The organism is Ramlibacter lithotrophicus (assembly GCF_012184415.1).
Classification (GTDB): domain Bacteria; phylum Pseudomonadota; class Gammaproteobacteria; order Burkholderiales; family Burkholderiaceae_C; genus Ramlibacter; species Ramlibacter lithotrophicus.
The window spans coordinates 41,183-61,186 of the sequence record NZ_VTOX01000015.1 but is presented as its reverse complement, the minus strand read 5'-3'; the positions used below and the strand labels follow the sequence as shown (position 1 = coordinate 61,186).

22 protein-coding genes and 1 pseudogene are annotated in these 20,004 nt (G+C 71.9%); 9 read left to right on the top strand and 14 right to left on the bottom strand.

Annotated features, from left to right (window positions below; translation table 11 throughout):
* The 10 genes and pseudogenes from RAMLITH_RS26315 to RAMLITH_RS25280 form a co-directional block, all read right to left on the bottom strand.
* Positions 1-118 (bottom strand): annotated as a pseudogene (locus RAMLITH_RS26315) (IS30 family transposase); the annotation flags it as partial.
* 79 nt (positions 119-197) lie between these two features.
* Positions 198-1,217, bottom strand: coding sequence for an NAD-dependent epimerase/dehydratase family protein (locus tag RAMLITH_RS25320; RefSeq protein WP_168110253.1), 1,020 nt, complete (start codon positions 1,215-1,217; stop codon positions 198-200).
* Positions 1,214-2,923, bottom strand: coding sequence for a GMC oxidoreductase (locus tag RAMLITH_RS25315; RefSeq protein ID WP_168110252.1), 1,710 nt, complete (start codon positions 2,921-2,923; stop codon positions 1,214-1,216). Before RAMLITH_RS25315 ends, RAMLITH_RS25320 begins: the two co-directional genes overlap by 4 nt.
* Entirely contained in the window at positions 2,920-4,101 is a 1,182-nt protein-coding gene (locus RAMLITH_RS25310) for a glycosyltransferase family 4 protein (RefSeq protein ID WP_168110251.1), read from the bottom strand. Before RAMLITH_RS25310 ends, RAMLITH_RS25315 begins: the two co-directional genes overlap by 4 nt.
* Positions 4,102-4,143: 42 nt before the next feature.
* Positions 4,144-5,214, bottom strand: coding sequence for a glycosyltransferase family 2 protein (locus tag RAMLITH_RS25305; protein ID WP_168110250.1), 1,071 nt, complete (start codon positions 5,212-5,214; stop codon positions 4,144-4,146).
* On the bottom strand, positions 5,211-6,176 hold the full coding sequence (locus tag RAMLITH_RS25300; protein WP_168110249.1) for a glycosyltransferase family 2 protein: 966 nt from the start codon (positions 6,174-6,176) through the stop codon (positions 5,211-5,213). Before RAMLITH_RS25300 ends, RAMLITH_RS25305 begins: the two co-directional genes overlap by 4 nt.
* A complete protein-coding gene (locus RAMLITH_RS25295) occupies positions 6,173-7,528 on the bottom strand; it encodes an O-antigen ligase family protein (RefSeq protein WP_168110248.1) in 1,356 nt (451 codons plus the stop codon). The genes RAMLITH_RS25300 and RAMLITH_RS25295 overlap by 4 nt, the downstream gene beginning before the upstream one ends.
* On the bottom strand, positions 7,525-9,036 hold the full coding sequence (locus RAMLITH_RS25290) for an oligosaccharide flippase family protein (RefSeq protein WP_168110247.1): 1,512 nt from the start codon (positions 9,034-9,036) through the stop codon (positions 7,525-7,527). Before RAMLITH_RS25290 ends, RAMLITH_RS25295 begins: the two co-directional genes overlap by 4 nt.
* Entirely contained in the window at positions 9,033-9,392 is a 360-nt protein-coding gene (locus RAMLITH_RS25285) for a hypothetical protein (RefSeq protein ID WP_168110246.1), read from the bottom strand. Before RAMLITH_RS25285 ends, RAMLITH_RS25290 begins: the two co-directional genes overlap by 4 nt.
* 232 nt (positions 9,393-9,624) lie before the next feature.
* Positions 9,625-10,818, bottom strand: coding sequence for an acyltransferase family protein (locus RAMLITH_RS25280; RefSeq protein ID WP_168110245.1), 1,194 nt, complete (start codon positions 10,816-10,818; stop codon positions 9,625-9,627).
* Positions 10,819-11,033: 215 nt separating this feature from the next.
* On the opposite strand from RAMLITH_RS25280, the gene RAMLITH_RS25275 reads away from it, so the two are divergent.
* Genes RAMLITH_RS25275 through RAMLITH_RS25255 form a run of 5 tightly spaced genes read left to right on the top strand, consistent with a single transcriptional unit; the run spans position 11,034 to position 11,990 of the window.
* The gene (locus tag RAMLITH_RS25275; RefSeq protein ID WP_168110244.1) at positions 11,034-11,333 is read left to right on the top strand and encodes a hypothetical protein; all 300 of its coding nucleotides are present in this window, start codon (positions 11,034-11,036) and stop codon (positions 11,331-11,333) included.
* A 15-nt stretch (positions 11,334-11,348) separates the two neighbouring features.
* A complete protein-coding gene (locus RAMLITH_RS25270; protein ID WP_168110243.1) occupies positions 11,349-11,513 on the top strand; it encodes a hypothetical protein in 165 nt (54 codons plus the stop codon).
* 8 nt (positions 11,514-11,521) lie between these two features.
* The gene (locus RAMLITH_RS25265) at positions 11,522-11,674 is read left to right on the top strand and encodes a stereocilin (RefSeq protein WP_168110242.1); all 153 of its coding nucleotides are present in this window, start codon (positions 11,522-11,524) and stop codon (positions 11,672-11,674) included.
* 8 nt (positions 11,675-11,682) lie between these two features.
* Entirely contained in the window at positions 11,683-11,838 is a 156-nt protein-coding gene (locus RAMLITH_RS25260) for a hypothetical protein (protein WP_168110241.1), read from the top strand.
* 2 nt (positions 11,839-11,840) lie between these two features.
* Positions 11,841-11,990 carry a hypothetical protein gene (locus RAMLITH_RS25255; RefSeq protein ID WP_168110240.1) on the top strand — a complete coding sequence of 50 codons (150 nt, stop codon included), beginning with the start codon at positions 11,841-11,843 and terminating at the stop codon, positions 11,988-11,990.
* A 3-nt stretch (positions 11,991-11,993) separates the two neighbouring features.
* On the opposite strand, the gene RAMLITH_RS25250 is transcribed toward RAMLITH_RS25255, so the two are convergent.
* Complete coding sequence (locus tag RAMLITH_RS25250) at positions 11,994-12,752, bottom strand: hypothetical protein (RefSeq protein WP_168110254.1); 759 nt, start codon at positions 12,750-12,752, stop codon at positions 11,994-11,996.
* Between the two features lie 119 nt (positions 12,753-12,871).
* Between RAMLITH_RS25250 and RAMLITH_RS25245 the strand changes: the two genes are divergently transcribed.
* Positions 12,872-13,180 carry a hypothetical protein gene (locus RAMLITH_RS25245; protein ID WP_168110239.1) on the top strand — a complete coding sequence of 103 codons (309 nt, stop codon included), beginning with the start codon at positions 12,872-12,874 and terminating at the stop codon, positions 13,178-13,180.
* Positions 13,181-13,227: 47 nt separating this feature from the next.
* On the opposite strand, the gene RAMLITH_RS25240 is transcribed toward RAMLITH_RS25245, so the two are convergent.
* Genes RAMLITH_RS25240 through RAMLITH_RS25230 form a run of 3 tightly spaced genes read right to left on the bottom strand, consistent with a single transcriptional unit; the run spans position 13,228 to position 16,192 of the window.
* Positions 13,228-14,166 carry a DMT family transporter gene (locus tag RAMLITH_RS25240; RefSeq protein WP_168110238.1) on the bottom strand — a complete coding sequence of 313 codons (939 nt, stop codon included), beginning with the start codon at positions 14,164-14,166 and terminating at the stop codon, positions 13,228-13,230.
* Complete coding sequence (locus RAMLITH_RS25235) at positions 14,163-14,657, bottom strand: methylated-DNA--[protein]-cysteine S-methyltransferase (RefSeq protein ID WP_168110237.1); 495 nt, start codon at positions 14,655-14,657, stop codon at positions 14,163-14,165. The genes RAMLITH_RS25240 and RAMLITH_RS25235 overlap by 4 nt, the downstream gene beginning before the upstream one ends.
* Positions 14,654-16,192 carry a DNA-3-methyladenine glycosylase 2 family protein gene (locus tag RAMLITH_RS25230; RefSeq protein ID WP_168110236.1) on the bottom strand — a complete coding sequence of 513 codons (1,539 nt, stop codon included), beginning with the start codon at positions 16,190-16,192 and terminating at the stop codon, positions 14,654-14,656. Before RAMLITH_RS25230 ends, RAMLITH_RS25235 begins: the two co-directional genes overlap by 4 nt.
* Before the next feature lie 122 nt (positions 16,193-16,314).
* Between RAMLITH_RS25230 and RAMLITH_RS25225 the strand changes: the two genes are divergently transcribed.
* The 3 genes from RAMLITH_RS25225 to RAMLITH_RS25215 are packed head-to-tail and all read left to right on the top strand — an operon-like array spanning position 16,315 to position 19,979.
* On the top strand, positions 16,315-17,697 hold the full coding sequence (locus RAMLITH_RS25225; protein WP_168110235.1) for a phosphomannomutase/phosphoglucomutase: 1,383 nt from the start codon (positions 16,315-16,317) through the stop codon (positions 17,695-17,697).
* 48 nt (positions 17,698-17,745) lie between these two features.
* Positions 17,746-18,726 (top strand): lipopolysaccharide heptosyltransferase I, encoded by a 981-nt coding sequence (gene waaC, locus RAMLITH_RS25220; protein ID WP_168110234.1) that lies wholly within the window; start codon positions 17,746-17,748, stop codon positions 18,724-18,726.
* On the top strand, positions 18,723-19,979 hold the full coding sequence (locus RAMLITH_RS25215; RefSeq protein ID WP_168110233.1) for a glycosyltransferase N-terminal domain-containing protein: 1,257 nt from the start codon (positions 18,723-18,725) through the stop codon (positions 19,977-19,979). The genes waaC and RAMLITH_RS25215 overlap by 4 nt, the downstream gene beginning before the upstream one ends.
* The last annotated feature ends 25 nt before the right edge of the window (positions 19,980-20,004 follow it).

The window sequence follows — 20,004 nt, the reverse complement described above, 5'->3', positions numbered from 1 at the left end:
AGCTCTTGGCCCTGCCTCCCAACGCCGCACCGATCTGGGCCAGCGTCTGGCCCTGCTTCCACCTGCGCCACAGCTCGCGACTTTCCTGGATCGTCAGACGCCTTCTCGCTCTTGCCATACTGGTCTCTCGAACATCATGTTGAGGTGATGTTGCATTGACCAGTTGAAACCGCCGGCTTCTGCGTTCGGCTGTTAATTCACGTAGGCGAATCGCCTCCACGAAGCATCGGCACATCGGGCAGCGACCCCCGCCGCTGCTGCAGGAACCACGCCGCCGATTGCTGCAGCGTGACCGCATACGGCGTCCACTGCAGCCCCAGTTCGCGGCTGGCCCGGCCCGAATCGAGCTGCAGGTGCCGCTCCCACAGCCCCAGCAGGTTGGGCGGCAGCGGTACCGGCACCGAGCGCGCGTCGCCCAGCACGCGCTTGGCGAGGATCTCGGCTACTTTCAGCGGCGGACCGGCGAGCGTCGCGTCCAGCCGCAGTTGCAGCGACGACAGGCGGCGCACCGGCGTCGCGCCGATGGCGAGCGCCAAGTCGACGAAGTATTCGTTCCAGCGCGGGCTGTCCGGCGCCGCCAGGTTGTAGGTGCGCACGCCCGGCGCCGCATCGGCGCCGTGCAAGGCGGCGAGCACGGCCTGGCACACGTCTTCGACGTGGACCAGGTTCGACCAGCCGTCGCCGGCGATCCCCAGGTCGCCGAGCCGCCGCGCCTGCAGCAGGCGGCCGATCCGCCCCACCCACAGGTCGCTGCCCGGCCCTGCCACGCAGCCGGGCCGCAGCATCACCGCCGATCCGCCTTGCGCCGCGAACGCGGCGACGTGCGCCTCGGCTTCGCATTTGGCCTGGCCGTACCAGCCGAGCGAGCCGTCGGTCGCGACCGACTCGTCGACCCGGCCTTCCACGGCGCCATAGACCGACATGCTGCTCAGGTGAACCAGCCGGCGGCAGCCGGCGGCGAGCGCCCCCTCGGTGAGGACGCGGGCGCCTTCACCGATCGCCGATGCATTGCCGGCGACGCAATTGACCACGGCATCGATGCCCTGCAGGGCCTGCCGCACGGCCGCCGCGTCGCGGGTGTCGACGCGCACGCTCTCCACGCCCGCCACCGCGCTGCGCGAGGAGCCGCAGACCGGCGTCGCCCAGCCGCTGTCACGCAGCAGCGCGCAAAGCCGCGAACCAACGTAGCCGGAACCTCCCAGCACCAGCACTCTCATGACATTGCTCCATTCACGGCTGCCGCCGGCGCGGGCACGTGCGCCGTCGCGGGTGCGAGCCGCTGCGCCAGGTGCCGGCCCAGGCGCAGCGACAAGGCGATCAGCGTGAGCGTCGGATTGGCCTGGCTCGACGTCGGGAAGGCGGCGCTGCCGGCCACGAACAGGTCGTGCACCGAGTGCACGCGGCAGTCGCGGTCGACCACGCTGGTGCGCGGATCGGTGCCCATGCGGGCGGTGCCGATGTGGTGGCCGCCGTACGCGCCGAAGCGCATCAGGTCCTCCTCCAGCGTGTCGCGGTCGTACTCCAGCCGCCCGGTGCCGGTGCGCTCGAGTTCCTGCGCGATGAGATCCAGCGTCCCGCGCAACGATTCGATGTCCTCGGGGCTGTAGCGCCAGTCGACCCGCAGCTGCGGCATGCCCAGAGCGTCCTGTTTGTCGGTGAGCGTCACGCGGCTATCGGCGCGCGGAATCTGCTCGCCGTGCATCTCGAGGCTGAAGCGGTTGGTGCGGTTGCGCAGGATCACCGAAGGGAACTTGCGCTGCGCCAGCGTGCGTCTGGTGGCCCAGTGCGCCAGGAACGCCGCCGTGTCGACGGGATCGGTCATCACGTTCCACAGGTGGCGCGCGTACAGGCCGGCCGACAGGTCGGTGCCGTCGTTCAGGCGCTTGCCGTACTCGTAGCTGATGAACTTGCGCGACAGGAACAGTCCCGACAGCACGCCGTTGCGATGGCGCGGATCGGTGATGCGCGAGAAGTGCAGCCGCGCCACGCAGTTCGCGAGCCCGTGCCGACGCTGCTCCGCGGCCGTGATGGACAGGCGGCGGCGGGCGTAGATGCCTTCGGGCGTCACCTCGTAGCCGTGGCGCACGTCCTGCGGCCGGCCGTTGAAGACCAGCGTGCCGACGTTGCCGGCGATATGGCACTGGTAGTAGCGGCCGACCACGTCGTGTTCGTTCCCTATGCCCTGCGGCGCCACGTCGCGCGACGCGAGCAGCAGCCGCGCGGTCTCGAGGCCGCCCATCGCGAGCACCGTCGCGCGCGCGGCCACCCGGAAGCGCCGGCCGGCCAGGGTCGCCACCGCCACTTCGCGCACCGACCGGCCGTCCGCCTGCAGGCGGATCGCCGTGCAGTTGGCGCCCAGCAGCACCTGGATGTCGGGGGCGACGCGCAGGCGCCGCTCGTAGCGCCGCCCGAAGTTGGTCGGGCAGGAGAAGCGTTCCAGGCCGCCGGTGCGAACGACGTCGCTCTGGAAGCCGCGGATCATCGGCGGCGCGACGCCGCCCAGCGCTTCGTCGGCCTCGTAGGCGAACCGGCCGGCCTCGGACAAGGCATTGGCCTGCGGATAGAACGGCAGCAGGTCCTCGTAGGAGATCGGCCAGCCGCTGTGCGGCACCTGGCGCCGGGTCTCGAAGTCGATCGGGTCGAACGGCATCGAGCGGCCGCCCCAGATGGCGGTGGAGCCGCCGAGCCGGCGCTGGCGGTACTTGTCGGCCGGGCTGTGCAGGCGTTCGTCGGCGACCTCGCCCGCGTACAGCGCCTGGGTCGCCGCGTCCTCGTCCATGCGGCCCGACTCGAGCAGGATGATGCTCAGGCCCTGGCCCGACAGGGAGAGCGCCAGCGAGATGCCGGCCGCGCCGCCGCCCACCACGCAGACATCCGCGCGCAGGCAGGTGCCGTTCGCTATCGTGTCGGCGTCGAGGATCATGGCTGGGGCTCCACGGCCGGCGCGTCGCGGTGGCGCGCCGCGACGCCGAAGGCGCGCTGGTGGACGCGCGCGACCGCTTCGAAGAACCTCGGCAGCGAGAACTGCCGCTGGTACAGGGCGTGGCCGTTGTGTTCCAGCGTCTCGCGCAGGTGCGCGTCGCCCAGCACCTGCCGCAGCGCGGCCGCGATGCCGTCGACGTCGCCCGGCTTCACGTACAGCGTGTCCACGCCGTCGGTCAGCAGCGACGGTACCTCGCCGACTTCGGTGCAGATCACGGCCACCCCGTTGGCCAGCGCCTCCAGGATCACCAGCGGCAGCACCTCGTCGTAGGAGGGCAGGATCAGCACGTCGGTGTTGGCCAGCAGGGCGGCCGTCTGCGCCTGGTCGCACCAGCCGGGCAGCCTCACGAAATCGGCTATGCACAGTTGCCGCGCCTGGGCCCGGTAGCCTTCGACGTCGCCGCCGCCGGCGATGGTCACCTCCAGCCGCTCGCGATCGAATCCCGGGCGGGCCAGCGCCTGCAGCAGGTCGTCGACGCCCTTGAGGCGGCCGAGGTTGCCCAGGAACATGACTCGCTGGACGCCATCCACCGGCTTCGTGCGGCGCGCCTGGGTGGCGGCCGGCACGCCGTTGATGACGATCTCCACGCGATCGGCGGGCACTTTCAGCTCCTCGGTGACGAAGCGCCGCGCGGCCGGCCCGATCACGACGACGACGTCCGCCAGGCTGAACACCCAGCGCGCCAGGGCCCGCAGCGGTGCCGGCAGGCGGCGGTAGAAGCGCTGCATCTGCGCGTGCAGGTGCAGCACCACCGGCAGCCCCAGCGCGTGGGCCCACGCGATGATCGTCCCCTTGCGCACGAAGCTCAGGCGCTCGGCCACGTTGACGTGCACCCCGGCCAGCCGGCCCCCCAGGCGGCCCCACAGGATCTTTGCCAGCGCCGTCAGCAGCACCCACATCGACCAGGCCGCGCTGCGCGGGCCACGCGAGTCCAGCGGGCGCAGCTCGGCGGCGTCTTCGCTGCGCTGGCCCGACTGCGACTGGACCAGGTAATCGGTCACCTTGTACATGCCGCCACCCAGCGGCGTGAACGGCGCGGCGATGTAGATGAAGCGCCCGGCGCGCGCGCCGGCGGCTGCCGGCAGCGTGTCACCGGGAAGGGGCTGGGTTTCCTGCATGTTGGTCCTGCTGATCAAAGGCGTGCCGCTCGCGCGGCGCGTTCACGCGTAGTGCTGGCGCCGGGTCTCGGTCGCCTGCGGCGGCTCGTGCACGACGAGGCTGGGGATCGGCTCGCGCGCCGGCCGGCGCCGGGCGAACAGTCCGCGCGCCATGCCGGCTGCGTTGAAGCACCACGACACGACGGAATAGGTGGCGCGGCTGAACGAGCGCTTGCGCCACGCCATGACGACGAACGGCGCCGCGGCGAGCGCCGCGAACGAGGCCGCCCGCGCCGCCACCGGCAGCGGCCAGAAGGGCGTCGACGCCAGCACCAGCCACCACAGCAGCACGCCGGCGTAGATGCGCAGCTCGCGCAGGCGCAGCACCAGGCGCTGGCTCGGCTTGCCCAGGGCCGCGCGCACCAGCTCGCCGGCGCCGCACACGTAGCGGGCGCGCCAGCGGCGCATCAGCAGCTGGTAGGGCGGCGCGTCGTGGCCGTAATGCGTGACCGAATCGACCGGGATGCGCCACAGCTTCCAGTGCAGCGCCCGCAGCCGCACCGCCAGGTCGAACTCCTCGTACGCGTGCAGGTTGCGGTCCGACAGGTAGCCGGCTTCCTCCACGGCGCGCCGCCGGTACAGGCCGCCGCCGTCGAGCCGGTCGACTTCGCCCGGCGAGAGGTGCGCGGAATTGCGCAGCGCCCGCTCGCGGTACTCCAGGCTCTCCTCGTTCAGCTCCACCAGCCGGCCGCCGACGCCGGCGGCTTCCGGGTGCTGGGCCAGGAAGACGAGCGCCTGCGGCAGGAAGCCGCGCACCATCTGCATGTCGCCGTCCATGATGTAGACGTACTCGCCGCGCGAATGCTGGTAGCCCAGTTGCGGGCCGGCGCCGCAGCAGCGCTCGTGCGAGTGCACCAGCTGCACGATGCGGATCGGGTAGCGCGACGCCAGTTCGACGGTGCGGTCGGTGGAATTGCTGTCGGCCAGGATCACCTCGCCGCCGACCTCCGCAGCGGCGGCGAGGCTGCTTTCGATCGCCGCGCAGATGTTCTTTTCCTCGTTGAAGGCCTTGATGATGATCGACACGTGGCAGCGCGCCGGGCGCTGCGGGGCAGTCGGATGTTCGGCGCTCATGGCGTGTTCCCCTGATGCGAATAGACGCTGCCGGCGGCGAGGCGCCAGCGTTGCCAGCGGCCAGCCACCCGTCCGGGCAGCAGCAGCATGGCCGCGGTGAGTTGCCAGCGGCGACCCGCTGCCGCATAGCGCGCACGCCACAGGCAGCGCAGCGCATCGCTGCGCCGGCCCTCGGCCAGCAGGTCGCGCGCGAGCGTGATTTCCTGCTGCGCGACGAACCAGAGCGCGGCGTGGCGGTGCCTGGCCGGCAGGCTGCCGTCCAGCGCCCGCTGCCGCATGCGGCCGAGGAACGGTGCGAGCTCGCGGCGATGGCCGGCCGACAGCGAACCGGCGACGGCCGTGCGGTAGGCCGCGAGCTGGAGCGGGACCAGCGCCACCGGCGACTCGTCGGCCACCCGGAACCAGAGGTCCAGGTCCTCGCCGCACGACTCCCCGACCGGGAAGCAGGGCTGCATCAGCCGCAGCCGCTGCGCGCGCACGGCGACGCTGCCGGTGAAGAACGGGATGTCGACCATCCAGCGCGCGCGCAGGTCGTCGATCGTCTCCACTTCGGGCTCGCCTTCGGGCAGCGGCCAGGGGTCGAGCGATTGCGCCAGCGGATCCTCGATGCAGCGGAAACCCGCCGCCAGCATGTCGGCGTGGGGACAGGCGGCGTGCGCCCGGGCCAGGGTGGCCAGCAGCGCGGGATGCTGCCAGTCGTCGGCATCGAGGAACGCGACCCAGTCGCCGCGGGCCAGCGCGATGCCGTGGTTGCGCGCCGCCGCGACGCCGGCATTCTTCTGCCGCACGACGCGCACGCGGTCGCACCCGAGGGCTTCGACGCGCTCGGCGCCGCCGTCGGTGGAGCCGTCGTCGACGACGATGATCTCCAGGGCCGGCAGCTGCTGCGCCAGCACGGAGCGCACCGCGCCTTCGACGTAGCGGGCCTTGTTGTAGAGCGGGATGACGACCGAAAACTTCATGAAACGACCCGATAGCCGCGCGGCCGCGCCGCCGCGGGCAGGACCACCACGCGCGGGGCGTTGGCGGAAGCCAGCGTGACGAGCAGCAGCAGGTGGGTGAAGAACTCGGTGCCGTAGCCGAACATCAGCAGCGGCACTTCGCTCATGGAGCGCAGCGCCACCGCGATCAGCAGGGCGATGCTGAGCCCGCCCGTCGCTTTCGCCGCACGCAGCGACAGCGCGAGCAGCACGCCGGCGTACAGCACGAGGGCGGTGGCGCCGACGACGCCCGAGCGGGCCAGCGTATCCATGAACTGGTTGTGGGCGTTGGTCGCCTGCGGCATGTTGATCGCGGCGCGGAAGTCGTCGTCCCAGAGCCCCGGGCCATAGCCGAAGACGGGGCTGGCGCGCCACTCTTCCATCGCGACGACCCAGATCTGGTCGCGGCCGGTCATGCTCATGAGCTGCGCGCCTTCCTCGGTTTCCAGGAAGCTGGCCGCCTCGCCGCCGAGGTCGGCGAACAGCAGCAGCGCGACGGTGCCGGCGACGAAGACGATCGCGCCCAGGCACACCACGATGCCGAACGCACCTTCGCGCGGGTCGCCGATGCGGCGCCACACGGCGGCGCCATGGCGCACCGCCAGCATCGCCGCCGAGCACAGCAGGAAGGCGATCCAGGAAGTCTTGGACTGGGCGAAGAAAACGACGGCGAGCCCCAGAACCCAGCCCAGCACGGTGAGCCAGCGGCTCTGGAACGGCCGCACCCACAGGCACAGCAGGAAGGTCTGGGCGAACATCGCGAGCGCCACCGGGTGGGTGGCGAGCCCGCCGAAGCGCGGGATGCCGGGCAGAACCCCTTGCCGGTATGCGGTGTCGAGCACCATCGCCGGATTCACCACGGCCAGCACGGCACCGGCCGCAAGGAACAGGAACAGCGCGTTGCGGGCCGCGCCGAGGACGCGCTCACGGTCGTGCCCGGTCGCCAGCAGGGCCGCCATGCCGATCACCAGCGAGTAGAGGTATTCGTGCGAGAGCTGCGGGTGCGATCCGAACAGGGCCGGCGCCGCGACCGTGGCGCTCCAGTAGGCGATGAAGGCCCAGGCCAGCAGCGGCGCCGGCAGGTGCCGGCGCATCGCGACGTGGTTGACGAGCCGTTCGGCCGAGATCAGCAGCAGCACGAGCGACACGCCGCGCTGCAGCCAGGCGACGGCCGGGTGGAGGTACATGCCGCCGCCTTGCGCCAGGTCGGCGAACATCTGCGAGAGATTGCGGCCGGACAGCAGAACCGTGACGGCTACCAGGCCCAGCATCAGCGGCAGCATCCAGTGCAGGAAGCCCTGGGTGCCGGGCGTCGAACGGTCGGTGACGGTCATCGCGGCAGTCCTTCGGGGCGGGCGCCGAACGGCGCTTCGGGTGCGGTGCGCAGGAAGGGCATGAAGCGGGCCAGCACGGCGCGGGCTTCGGCGCCGAGCAGTTGCGGCCAGACGCCCAGCACCAGGAGCAGCACCGCCAGCGCGCCGGCGCTGCCGGCCGCCAGCGAGATGCCGGGCAGCGCGGACCCGGCCGCCGCGTGCCGGGCCGTGAGTACCGCCAGCGCGCACACCGCGGCGAGGCCGGCACCGCGGGCCAGCGGGCCGGCAACGACCAGCCAGTGCAGCCCCAGGGCGCGCAGCGCCGCGATGACGATGACGGCGGCCCGCGCGAAGATGATGAAGGCCGACACGGTGGCGATCGCGCGGATCCCGGACGGCGCCATGACCCACCAGGCCGGCAGCGCGATGGCCAGCAAGGGCAGCTGCAACATGTACTCGAGGTGCTTGCGCCCCGTGTTCCACAGCACCGGCGTCGAAATGCCCCAGCAGGCCCATGCCGGCAGGCACAGGAACAGCAGGCCCAGCACCCAGGACGACTCCGACCATGCCGCGCCGTACAGCAGCTGCACGAGGTCCGCCGACAGCAGGGCGAGCACGACGCCCGCCGGCAGGGCCAGCACCATGACGCAGGAGAGCGCCAGGCGCCAGCCTTGCGCGAGCCGCTGCGGATCGTCCTGCAGCCTGGCGCCGGCGGCGAGGAAGGTGGGCTGCAGCGCGCCGAGCAGCAGCGTGCTGGGAATCGAGGCCAGGTTGTAGGCCACGTTGTACAGGCCGACCGCGTAAGCGTTCAGCACGCGGCCGATCAGCACGCGGTCGATGTTGCCGAGGATCCAGTTGACGACGTTCGTCACGAAGACCGTGCGACCGGTGGCGAGCGCGGCGGCACCGCCTGCATGCGAGAGCAGCGGACGCAGCGGATGCGGCCGCGCAGCATAGGAGGTGATCAACACCATCGCCGCCTGCACCACGGCGGCGGTCCCGAGCGCGTACGGACCCCAGCCGTGCAAGGCCATGGGCACGCCGACCAGGAGGTAGCCGGCGGCATAGCTCGCGAGCTGGACCAGGCCCAGCATCCGGAAGTTGAGGTCGCGCTGCAGCAGGCAGGTGGCCGGCGCGCTCGCGGCCGTGAGCAGGCTGGCGATCGAGAGCAGCTGCACCATGCCCTCCACCCGTGCGTCGCCGAAGAACACGGCGATCGCCGGGGCGGCGGCGTACATCGCCAGCGCGCAGCCGCTGCCGACGATCACCTGCCACGTGAAGGAGAAGCGGATGTCGTCGTCGTCGACGGCGGGCAGCAGCATGAGGTTCCAGCTGAAGCTCGAGCCGGAGAGGAAGGCGACGAACGTCAGCACCGCGATGCCGATGCCGTACACGCCGTAGTTGTCGGGGCCCAGGATCCGCGCGAGCGCGACCTGCGCGCCGAACTGGAGCGCGAACCGCGCGACGGTCGTCGCGGCGCTCCACTTCAGCGCGCGTTCCGCCAGCGCCGCGAGGGCCCGCGACGTCATTGGCCGGACCCCCCGGAGCGGCGCAGCGCGATCGCCGTCATCACGGCCAGTGCCGCGATCAGCATCGCGGGACCCGTGCGGCGGGGCTGGTCCTCCTCGTCGGCCGCCTGCGCCTTGGGCGGCCCGGAGACCGACGGTGACTGCCGCATCGCGACTTCGCGCGGGCCGGCGGCCGCCGTCTTGATCAGGTCGCCGCCGGCCGGCTTGGGCAGCGGCGCCGCGGCGGCCGTCGCGGAGGTCCGGATCATGCCGGCGCCGGCGTGGACCTGCGCTGCCAGGGGCGTCGCGTCGACGCATTGGGCGGCCGCTGTGTGCGCAACAAGGCAGAGGACGATGGAAGTCAGCAATTGATGCATCTGTGTCTCCCTGGAATGCTGGAAGGTCGAAATGAAATTCTGCGCCGGCGACGTCGCGGATGGGGCCGCTCGGCTTGGCTCTTTCAGGCTATTCGTCGCCGTCGCACGCGAGCGAAGCGCCACGTGCGGCATACGCTGCGCGGCGCCCCGCGCCGCATGTTGCTGTACCGCATCCCGGCGTGGCAGGTCCATGGCGAAAAGTTCCCCTTGATGAGCGTGTCCGCGTCCCGCGTCAGGGGGCCGACACCCCGGTCGGTGCCGGCGCGCCAGCCGCAGCAGTGCGGCGCGCGAGCCGTCTGGCGAGCGCGCGGCTCCAGTCCCGGCCCGGCGTTTCGATCCAGCGATGGGTGAAGGCGCTGAACGCGATCGTGAGTGCCAGCACCACGCCGAACAGCGCCGTGCCCTCGACGGCGCTGCGCCCGAACAGTTCGACGGTTTCGCCGCTCGCCAGGGTGACCGGCGTCCACAGGTCCAGGTGCAGCGCGCGCTTGAAGAACACCGGCAGCAGCACGACCACGAGGTAGTGCGTGAGGTAGATCGAGTACGACAGCATCCCCAGCCACTTGAACAGCGGGCGCTGCAGCTGCCGGCTCCACCAGCCGCGCTCGTCGGCGAACACCAGGACCGCGGCGGCGAACACGAACGGCGCCAGCAGCGACCAGTTGCTCTTGCCGGCCCACGCGACGAACCACACCACGGCCGCCAGGGCCACGCACTCGAGCAGCGTCGCCGCCGTGCCGGGCCCTTCGGGACGCTCGCCGCGCAACCGGTACAGGCGCGCGCAGGCGACGCCCAGCGCGAAGCCGAACACGCAGCGCACCAGTCCCCAGTCGTACGTGACGTCCATGCCGGTGCTCGTCACCGACAGCAGGAACAGGGGCGCGGCGAGCGCGACCAGCGCCAGCATCCAGTGCCGCAGCCCCAGCGTGACGGAGACCAGGGCGAAGATGACGTAGGCCCACAGCTCGGTGCTGATCGACCAGCTCGGCGCATTCCAGCTCAGGGCGTCGTTGACGTGCAGGCTCTGCACCAGGAACACGTTGCTGAGGATCGTTTCGGGCTGGTTCTCGCCGACGAAGGCCTGCGGCCCCGGCGGGCTGATGCGGCCGATCACGAGCTTGGCGCCCTCCCAGGCGACGAACAGCGCCAGCATGAAGGCGTGCAGCGGGTACAGGCGGCCGACGCGCAGCACGAGGAACTGACGCACATCGGTCCACGTGCCGAGCCGCGTGCCGTAGTTCCACGCGATCACGAAGCCGCTGAGCACGAAGAAGAAGTCGACGAACAGGTAGCTGTTGCGGATCAGGTCCCACGAGTACACGGGGCTGTTGCCGTGGAAGTGGAACAGCGCGACCAGGCAGGCGCAGAGCCCGCGCCAGCCATCCAGCGCGTCGAAATGATTGGCGGTGTTCTTCGGTGCGGACATGCGCGCTGCGACAGTGGTTGTAGCGTGTGCTTCGATTACGTTGATCCTAGCGAAGCTCTGGCGCGAAATGGGCGACAGAGGCGTGCGCCTGCGGCGTCTGTCTGGCTTGTCCTACAGGGGTGTGGTTTGCTGTTCACTAGCATCGATTTCACGAGTGGCGCTCCGCCTCGCGTCAACGTGCCATGCGCAATCGCGGGGCACGCGCGGACGGCGCCATGCTTGCACCAAACCTGGTCCGACCCATGCGCTACAGCCGTTCCGAACACACCCGGGTGCAAACCCTGCAGAAAGAAGTCGCCCGGGCCGAGGAGGACTACCAGCGCCTGCGCGCGGCCTACCTCGACATCGCGAAGAACGAACCCGGCCATGAAGTCGCGCTCGCCATGATCGGCGCCGACATGGATCGCGCCCACGCGCACCTGCAGGAACTGATCGGGCTGCCGCGCCTGCCGTTCACGCACGAGCCGAGCACGGTCGTGCGGCGCGAGGCGCAGCGGATCACTCACGACAACTGAGCTGCCGCCGGGCTCATGATTCCCTACGACGTCGATCCGAGCCTGCACGATCACGAGCCCGGACCGCCCGTGCTGAACGACGGCTTCTCGCCGCCGGACCGGCCGCCGCCGCCCCGGCCCGATGGCGAGACCGGGCAGGCATCCCCTGCGCTGGACAGGTCCCCGCGCGCCGCGCGATGATGCGGGGCATGGCCACCCATCCCGTCGAGCCCGAACCGCTGCCGCCGCAACCCGAGCCGGGGCAGGAGAATCCGACCCACCTGCCGGTGGAGCCGGAGTTCGGTCCCATGCTGCCGCCCGCGGAGCCCGAAGACCCGGGCGTCAAGCCGCCCACCATCTGAGGAGCGACATGAACGACGTCACCCGAGGCGGCCGCGTGCCGCCGGAACCCGGCCAGCACAAGGAAGAGCCGGAGCAGGGCATGGAAGACGACATTCCGTCCGAGGACCACGACGCGGACGGGACGCAGCCGCGCGACTCGGGCGGCGACCCCGACCTGGAATGACCATGAGCACCGCATCCGCTCCCAGCCCGGCGCCGACCGAGCCGCCCAAGCCGGCGAATCCGGAGCCACTGCACGAGACGGAAGCCCAGGACCCGGAAAAGGGGCGCGTGAAGACGCCGCAGCCCGGCAAGTCCGAGCACCCGAAGCAGTAGGCCTCAGGCTGCGAGGCCCAGCAGCGGCTGCGCGCCTTCGTCGAGGCCCGCCACCGGCGCCGCCTTGGCCAGCGCCATCCACACCCCGAACGGCAGGCCGTTGCGGCCGCGGCGCGGCGCGGCGCGCGCCAGCACCAGGCGGCCGTGCTCGACGACGAGCACGCCGCATTCGGGCGGTACCTCGTCGGGCGCCGCGATGCAGCGGCCCCTGGCGTCGCAGCCGAGCACGTACCAGCATTCGCCGATGTCGAGGTAGGCGGCGCGCTTGGCCCCGTTGCGCAGGTCGCCCAGCAGGTCGGCGCGGCGCACCTTCACTTCGTGCACGACCGGGTCGACGTACGTCGCCACCGTCGTGTTGCGGATCGAGAAGACGTCGGGCTTCGCGATGCACCAGCGCGTCGCCGCCGCGCCTTCGGCGGGGACCTGCGCCCGCAGCGAGAGTCCGCGCCATGCGACGCGGCCGGCGCGTCCCATCTCGCGCGCAACCCGCTCCACCAGCGCCTCGTGAGCGGAGAAGGAGGCGCGGTTGCCGACGGCTGTCGCGGCGAGCAGTTGCACGCCGGCATCGGTCACGCGCAGTGTTTCGTGGCCGGAGGGCGCGTGCACCCGCTCGAGCAGGCCGGCGGCGAGCAGGTCGACCTCGAGCAGGTCGTGGCATGGCCAGCCGGCCGAGCGCCAGATCTCGCGCAGGCGACGCGCGTGGGCCTTCCCAAGCGGGGGCGGCGCCGCTTCGGCGGAGGAGGGCGGGCGCTGGGCGGTCATTGCGGCGGCGGCCAAAGCGCAGCAGTGTAGCGCCGCGTACCGCTGCCGTAGGCACGGTCCCACGGCCGTTGTGGCGATTGCCTGATCGTGCGGCCATCCCTGCAGCACACAATCGCCGCATGGTTGAGAGAGCGACATACGGCATCACCGCCGTCCGCTACGCGGGCGCGCAGATCGTGGAGGCGATGATGGGCCTGATCGACAGCTCGCAGAAACGCTGGGACCTGCGCCCCGCGCCGACGCGGCTGACGGAGGTCGTGGACCGCCTGGTCGAAGGCGACACCGTGATCAGCCTGTTCCCCGACGACGAGGGCCGCCTGCAGCCCGGCCCGGAGGTGAAGGTGGACGTGCTGCCCGAAGGGACGGAGACGCTGGCGCTTGACCCGGAGGCGCCGGGACGGACTCTGCGGGACCTCCCTCGGTTCTGAATTCGGGAGCGGACCTCGGTACGCAGACGCCGTCCCTGCGTACGGGTTTATTTCCCCCGCGCCGGCAGCTTCAGCCACCCCGTCGACAAGGCCGTCCCGCACACGATGATCGCGCCGCACAGCAGCATCCACGGCGTCACGGCTTCGCCCAGCAGCAGCGCGCCGTAGAACACCGCGAACACCGGCACCACGAACGTCACGGCCAGCGCCCGCGACGGGCCGGCATGTTCGATCAGCCGGAAGTACAGGATGTACGCGATGCCCGTGCACGCCACGCCCAGCGCGACCACGGCGGCCCAGGCATCGGCACCGGGCATCCGCGCCGGCCACAGCCACAGCGCCGGAACGACGAGGGCCAGGGCGGCGCCGAGCTGGCTGCCGGCGGCCGTCACCATCGCCGGCACGCCGGCCATGTAGCGCTTCGTCGCGCTCGCGGCGACGGCGTAGCACAGCGTCGCCACCAGGCAGGCCAGGATCGCCCAGACCGGCGCGATTCCCGAGGCGCCCGGCTTGAAGCGGGCCTGGTCCCACGCCAGCAGTGCCACGCCGCCGAAGCCGATCGACAGGCCGACCATGCGCGAAACGCTCGGCCGGTCGCCCAGCCACAGCCACGCGACGACGGCGCCGAACAGCGGCACCGTCGCGTTGAGGATGCCCGAGAGCCCCGTCGTGATCGACAGCAGCGCGAACGAGAAGCAGACGAACGGAATCGCCGAATTGAGGATGCCCAGCAGGCAGGCCATCTTCCAGTGGCGGCGGAACGACGGGCCGAGGCCGCGCAACCGCACCAGCGGCAACAGGCAGGCCGCCGCGATGAATACCCGCACCGCCGCCGTCGGCAGCACGCCGAAGTCGTGGACGGCCGTCTTCATGAAGAGGAACGAAGCGCCCCAGATCGCGCCCAGCAGCACGAATTCGGCGACCCAGGCGCGTGGCGGCGCCACGGCCAGCGCTGGCGCCGCCAGCGGCTTGTCGGCACCCGTCATGCGGCGCCCTCGAGTCGCAGCAGCGCGCGCTTGCGCTCGAGGCCGCCGGCGTAGCCCGTCAGTGAGCCGTCGGCCCCGACGACGCGGTGGCACGGCACCACGATCGACAGCGGATTGCGGCCCACCGCCGCCCCGACCGCGCGGACCGCCGCCGGACAGCCGGCACGTGCACCGAGCGCCCCGTAACTGATCGTCTGTCCGCGCGGGATCGTTCGCAGCGCCTGCCACACCGACCGCTGGAACGGCGTGCCGCCGGCGACGTCCAGCGGCAGGTCGAAGCCGTCCCGCCGCCCGGCGAAGTAGTCGTCGAGCTGGGCCATCGCCTCGAGCAACACCGGATGATCCGGCGCCTGCCGCCACCCGGAGCACTCCGGGAGGTGGCGCTGTCCTTCGAACCAGGCTCCCGCGAGGCCCGCTTCGCTCGCCGCCAGGATCATGGGGCCGAGCGGGCTGGCATGGCGCGCCTGCACCAGCGAAGGATGGAATTTCATGCTGACTCCTCGAGCACCGGCGACGGCGCTGCGGTGGATGGGGACGGCACTGCCAGGCCGTGCCAAGCGCGGATCACGGCATAGCTGCGCCACGGCCGCCAGGCCTCGGAAGCAGCGAGCGCCGCCCGCGCCGGCCGCGGCTCGCCTTGCACGCCGAGCGCCTTGTGCAGCGCGACGTCGCCCGATGGGAACGCGTCGGGCCAGCGCAGCGCCCGCATCGCGATGTACTGCGCCGTCCAGTCGCCGATCCCCGGCAGCGCCGTCAACGCCTGCAGCGTCGCCGCCAAGTCGGCGCTGCCGTGCAGCTCGAGCCGCTGCTCGTGGACGGCGCGCGCGATCGCGACGATCGCCGCCTGCCGTTGCCGCACGATGCCCAGCTGGCCGAGGGCGTCGCCGCTCGCGTTTGCCAGCACGGCCGGTTCGGGAAACAGGCGCGTCAGCTCGGGCCACGGCGTCGCGATCGGTTCGCCGAAGCGGTCGAGCAGCCGCTGGGCCAGCGTCCGGGCCGCCGCCACCGTGATCTGCTGGCCCAGCACGGCCCGCACGGCCAGCTCGTAGCCGCTCAGCGCGCCCGGCACCCGCAAGCCGTCGCCGCCGGGAAACGGCCCGTGCAGCACCTTGTTGATGTTGCGCGGATCGGCGTCGAGGTCGAACGCGCATCGGACCCGCCGGATCACGAGCGGCAGGACGGGGGCCAGCGAGTCGGCGACCCGTAGCACCAGTTGGTGATGGGCCGCGTCGAACTGCACCGCCAGCCAGCCACGGTGGACGCAGCCTCCGGCCTCCACGGCCAGCGTTCGCACCAGGCTGCCGCCGTCGGCCGCCTCCCGCACCAGCTCGACGCCACGCAGTTGCCGCTGCGCGAAGAAGGCCAGCATGGCCACCGTGTCGTACGGCGGCCGGTAGCCCAGGCGCACGGTGACGCCCTGGCCGTGCCGCTCGGCCCCTTCGCGCCGCAACTGCGTCGGATTGAGTCCGTAATGGGCCACGAACGCCGCGTTGAAGCGCCGCACGCTCGCAAAACCGCTCGCCAGGGCCACCTGCGTGACGGGCAGCGCCGTGTCCGCCAGCAATTGCTTGGCCGTCAGCAGCCGCCGGGTCTGCAGGTACTGCACCGGCGAAACGCCGAACTGGGCTTCGAAGATGCGCCGCACGTGGCGGTCGCTGACGCCGAGCCGGGCCGCCAGTTGCTCGACCGACGGAACGGTGCCGCCCCACGCTTCGGGATCCTCCAGCAGCCGGGCTGCCTGGTGGGCGAGGATGGCGCTTGCATCCTGGACCGACCAGGCGACCGAACGCGGTGCCAGCTCGGGACGGCACCGCAGGCACGGCCGGAAGCCGGCGCTTTCGGCCTGGGCCGCGTGGCCGAAGAAGCGGCAGTTCTCCCGCTTGGGCGTCCGCACGCGGCACACGGGCCGGCAGTAGATGCCGGTCGAGGTGACGCCGGTGAAGAACGAGCCGTCGAAGCGGGCGTCCCGCGCCTTCAGGGCGAGGTAGCAGGCGTCCGGTTCGAGGTCGGAGACATACGGGCTCATGGCGCCGATGATAAGCAGCGGCCGGCGCCGGACTGGCCGTTTTCGGACATGTTGCCTGCGGGCGCCGGCCTAGAATGGTCGATCACCTTCGAGCATCACCTCATCCAGGAAGCGACCCCTCCATGCAGTTCTCGCCGAGCATCTTCAAGGCCTACGACGTCCGGGGCGTCGTCCCCAGCACCTTGAACGAGGCCGTCGCCGAGTCGCTCGGCCGCGCGTTCGGCGCCATGGCCCGCGCCGAAGGCGAGACGGCCGTCGCCGTCGGCCGGGACGGCCGCCTGTCCGGTCCCTCGCTCAGCGCCGCCCTCGTCCGCGGGTTGTGCAGTTCAGGCGTCGACGTCATCGACATCGGGCTCGCCACGACGCCCATGCTGTACTTTGCCGCCAGTACCCTCTGCTCCAGCGGCATCCAGCTCACCGGCAGCCACAACCCGAAGGACTACAACGGCTTCAAGATGGTCCTCGCCGGCCGCGCCATCTACGGCGAGGAGATCCAGGCCTTGCGCCACGCCATGGAAGCCGGCGGCCCCGCCGCCGAACAACCCGGCACGGTCCGCAACGTCAACGTCCTCGCCCCGTACCGCGACCGCATCGCCGGCGACGTCAAGCTGGCCCGGCCCCTGAAGATCGTCGTCGATTCCGGCAACGGCATCGCCGGCGCCTCGGCTCCCGGCATCTTCCGGGCCCTCGGCTGCGAAGTGATCGAGCTGTTCAGCGAGGTCGACGGCGATTTCCCGAACCACCATCCCGACCCGAGCAAGCCGGAGAACCTGCGCGACCTCATCGCCGCCATCGGCGAGCATGGCGCCGACCTCGGCCTCGCCTTCGACGGCGACGGCGACCGGCTCGGCATCGTCACCCGGGGCGGCAACAACATCTATCCCGACCGCCAGATGATGCTGTTCGCCCGCGACGTGCTGTCGCGCGTGCCGGGCGGCACGATCCTGTTCGACGTGAAGTGCACGCAGCGCCTCGCGCCCGCCATCCGCGAGGCCGGCGGCGTGCCGCTGATGTACAAGACCGGGCACTCGCTGATCAAGGCGAAGATGAAGGAAGTCGGCTCGCCGCTCGGCGGCGAGATGAGCGGCCACATCTTCTTCAAGGAGCGCTGGTACGGCTTCGACGACGGCACGTACGCCGGCGCCCGGCTGCTGGAGATCCTCTCGCGCCACGACGATCCGAGCGCCGTCCTCGACGGGCTGCCGACCAGCTTCTCGACGCCGGAGCTGAACGTGAAGTGCGCCGAGGGCGAGCCGCACGTCCTCGTGCAGCGGCTCGTCGCCAGCGCGCGGTTCGCGCCGCCGGCCCAGGTTTCGACGATCGACGGCGTCCGCGTCGACTGGCCGGACGGGTTCGGGCTCGTGCGGGCGTCCAATACGACGCCGGTCCTCGTGCTGCGGTTCGAAGGCCACACGCCGGAGGCGCTGCATCGGATCGAGGGCGAGATGCTGGCCCTGCTGCGCAGCGTGAAGCCGGATGCGCAGGTCGGGGCGGCGGCGCACTGAGTCGGTACAGGAAAGCCGGCAGACGGCTCTCGGCCACAATGACGGCCTGTGAACATCCTCATCGTCAAGCTCTCGTCCCTCGGCGATGTCGTGCACGCCATGCCGGCCGTGCAGGACCTGCGGGCCGCCCGACCTGATGCTGCGATCGACTGGGTGGTCGAGGGCGGCTTCGCGCCACTCGTGCAACGCTGCGATGGCGTGCGCCACGTCATCGCCTTCGGCCTGCGCCGCTGGCGCAAGGCCCCGCTGGCGCCCCGGACGCGCGCCGAATGGCGGTCCTTCCGCGAGCAGCTGCGCGGGCAGGCCTATGACGCCGTCATCGACCTGCAGGGCCTGACGAAATCCGCGCTCGTCGCCCGTGCCGCGCGGCTCGCGCCCGACGGCCGGCGCTATGCGATGGCCAACCGCACCGAGGGCTCCAGCTACGAAGCGCCGACGCGGTGGCTGGCCGACGTCGCCGTTCGCATCGAGCCGCACGTGCATGCCGTCGCGCGCTCGCGCGAGCTGTGCGCCCGCGCGTTCGGCTACGAAGTCCCGCACGAACTGCGCTTCGGCCTGCGCGCCAGCGCCGCCGCCGCCGGTGATCGCCAGCCTTGCGTCGCCTTCGTCCATGGCACGTCGCGGGCCGACAAGTGCTGGCCCGAAGCGCACTGGATCGACCTCGGCCGGCGGCTCGTCGCGCAGGGTTTCGGCGTCGGACTGCCGCACGGCGACGACACCGAACTCGAGCGCGCGCAGCGGCTGGCGCAGACGCTCGGCCCGGCCGCGCAGGTCTGGCCGCGCGCGGGGCTCGGCGAACTGACCGACCGCCTGGCCGCCTGCAGCGGCGTCGTCGGCGTCGACAGCGGCCTCAGCCACGTCGCCGTCGCCCTCGACCTGCCGCACGTGCAGATCTACAACTTCGACACGGCCTGGCGCACCGGCCCGCTGCCGGGGCCGGGCCGTACGCGCCAGCGGTCCGTCTACGCGGAGCCCACCCCTTCGGTCGATGCCGTGTGGGAGGCGTGGCGCGAGGTGAGCACGGCGTGATCCGGCCGCTCTACTCGCTCCTGCTGATCGGGGCGCAGCCTTTCCTGCGCCGCAAGCTGCGCCGCCGCGGCGCGGCCGAGCCCGGCTACCTCCATGCGATAGACGAACGCTTCGGACGTTACCGCACGGCGGCGGAACCCGGGGCACTGTGGATCCATGCCGTGTCGCTCGGCGAGACGCGCGCCGCCGCGATCCTGCTGGAACGCCTGCGCGAGCGCGATCCGTCGCTGCGGGTGCTGCTGACGCACGGCACGGCGACCGGCTGGGCCGAAGGCGAGCGCCTGCTGCGCACCGGCGACTGCCAGGCCTGGCTGCCCTGGGACACGCCGGGCGCCGTGCGCCGCTTCCTGGAGCATTTCCGGCCCAGCGCCGGCGTGTTGATGGAAACCGAGGTCTGGCCGAACGTCGTGGCGGAATGCCGCGCCCGGCAGGTGCCGCTGGTGCTCGCGAACGCGCGCCTGAGCGGGAAGTCGCTGGCGCAGGCGCGGCGGCTGGCGCGGCTCTCGCGTCCTGCGTATGGCGGCCTGGCGGCCGCGTGGGCGCAGACCGAGGCGGATGCACAACGACTGCGCGAAGCCGGGGCCAGCGTCCAGGGCGTGTTCGGCAACCTCAAGTTCGATGCCGCGCCCGATCCGGTGCAACTTGCGCAAGGCCGTGCGTGGCGCGCCGCGCTGGGACTGCCGGTCGTCATGTTCGCCAGCTCGCGCGAGGGCGAGGAAGCGCAGTTCCTGGACGCCGTGCGGGCGCTCGGCGACGCGGCGGCTGGCATCCGCTGGCTGATCGTGCCGCGCCATCCGCAGCGGTTCGACGAGGTCGCGGCGCTCGTCGCGGCGCGCGGCTTCGGCATGGCCCGCCGCAGCCAGTGGGCCGCGCCGCCCGAAGACGCGCAGGTGTGGATCGGCGATTCGCTGGGCGAGATGGCGCTGTACTACGGGCTGGCCGATTGCGCCTTGCTGGGCGGCAGCTTCGAGCCGCTGGGCGGCCAGAACCTGATCGAGGCGGCGGCGTGCGGCTGCCCGGTCGTGATGGGACCGCACACGTTCAATTTCGCGGAGGCGGCGGCACTTGCGCAGGAGGCGGGTGCGGCGCTGCGCGTGGGCGGCATGGAGGAGGGGGTCCGCGCGGCGATCGAGCTCGGGATGGATGCGCCGCGCCGCGAGGCCACCGCCGCGGCCGGCCTGTCCTTCGCCGCCGCCCACCGCGGGGCGGCGGACCGCACGGCGGAGGCGGTACTGGCGTTGATCCGGGGCTAATGCAAACAGCCGGACGCAAAAGCCG

Bases quoted from the DNA above. Each gene is read 5' to 3' on its own strand.
- RAMLITH_RS25320 (WP_168110253.1), bottom strand. From the start codon at position 1,217: ATGAGAGTGCTGGTGCTGGGAGGTTCCGGCTACGTTGGTTCGCGGCTT.
- RAMLITH_RS25315 (WP_168110252.1), bottom strand. From the start codon at position 2,923: ATGATCCTCGACGCCGACACGATAGCGAACGGCACCTGCCTGCGCGCG.
- RAMLITH_RS25310 (WP_168110251.1), bottom strand. From the start codon at position 4,101: ATGCAGGAAACCCAGCCCCTTCCCGGTGACACGCTGCCGGCAGCCGCC.
- RAMLITH_RS25305 (WP_168110250.1), bottom strand. From the start codon at position 5,214: ATGAGCGCCGAACATCCGACTGCCCCGCAGCGCCCGGCGCGCTGCCAC.
- RAMLITH_RS25300 (WP_168110249.1), bottom strand. From the start codon at position 6,176: ATGAAGTTTTCGGTCGTCATCCCGCTCTACAACAAGGCCCGCTACGTC.
- RAMLITH_RS25295 (WP_168110248.1), bottom strand. From the start codon at position 7,528: ATGACCGTCACCGACCGTTCGACGCCCGGCACCCAGGGCTTCCTGCAC.
- RAMLITH_RS25290 (WP_168110247.1), bottom strand. From the start codon at position 9,036: ATGACGTCGCGGGCCCTCGCGGCGCTGGCGGAACGCGCGCTGAAGTGG.
- RAMLITH_RS25285 (WP_168110246.1), bottom strand. From the start codon at position 9,392: ATGCATCAATTGCTGACTTCCATCGTCCTCTGCCTTGTTGCGCACACA.
- RAMLITH_RS25280 (WP_168110245.1), bottom strand. From the start codon at position 10,818: ATGTCCGCACCGAAGAACACCGCCAATCATTTCGACGCGCTGGATGGC.
- RAMLITH_RS25275 (WP_168110244.1), top strand. From the start codon at position 11,034: ATGCTTGCACCAAACCTGGTCCGACCCATGCGCTACAGCCGTTCCGAA.
- RAMLITH_RS25270 (WP_168110243.1), top strand. From the start codon at position 11,349: ATGATTCCCTACGACGTCGATCCGAGCCTGCACGATCACGAGCCCGGA.
- RAMLITH_RS25265 (WP_168110242.1), top strand. From the start codon at position 11,522: ATGGCCACCCATCCCGTCGAGCCCGAACCGCTGCCGCCGCAACCCGAG.
- RAMLITH_RS25260 (WP_168110241.1), top strand. From the start codon at position 11,683: ATGAACGACGTCACCCGAGGCGGCCGCGTGCCGCCGGAACCCGGCCAG.
- RAMLITH_RS25255 (WP_168110240.1), top strand. From the start codon at position 11,841: ATGAGCACCGCATCCGCTCCCAGCCCGGCGCCGACCGAGCCGCCCAAG.
- RAMLITH_RS25250 (WP_168110254.1), bottom strand. From the start codon at position 12,752: ATGACCGCCCAGCGCCCGCCCTCCTCCGCCGAAGCGGCGCCGCCCCCG.
- RAMLITH_RS25245 (WP_168110239.1), top strand. From the start codon at position 12,872: ATGGTTGAGAGAGCGACATACGGCATCACCGCCGTCCGCTACGCGGGC.
- RAMLITH_RS25240 (WP_168110238.1), bottom strand. From the start codon at position 14,166: ATGACGGGTGCCGACAAGCCGCTGGCGGCGCCAGCGCTGGCCGTGGCG.
- RAMLITH_RS25235 (WP_168110237.1), bottom strand. From the start codon at position 14,657: ATGAAATTCCATCCTTCGCTGGTGCAGGCGCGCCATGCCAGCCCGCTC.
- RAMLITH_RS25230 (WP_168110236.1), bottom strand. From the start codon at position 16,192: ATGAGCCCGTATGTCTCCGACCTCGAACCGGACGCCTGCTACCTCGCC.
- RAMLITH_RS25225 (WP_168110235.1), top strand. From the start codon at position 16,315: ATGCAGTTCTCGCCGAGCATCTTCAAGGCCTACGACGTCCGGGGCGTC.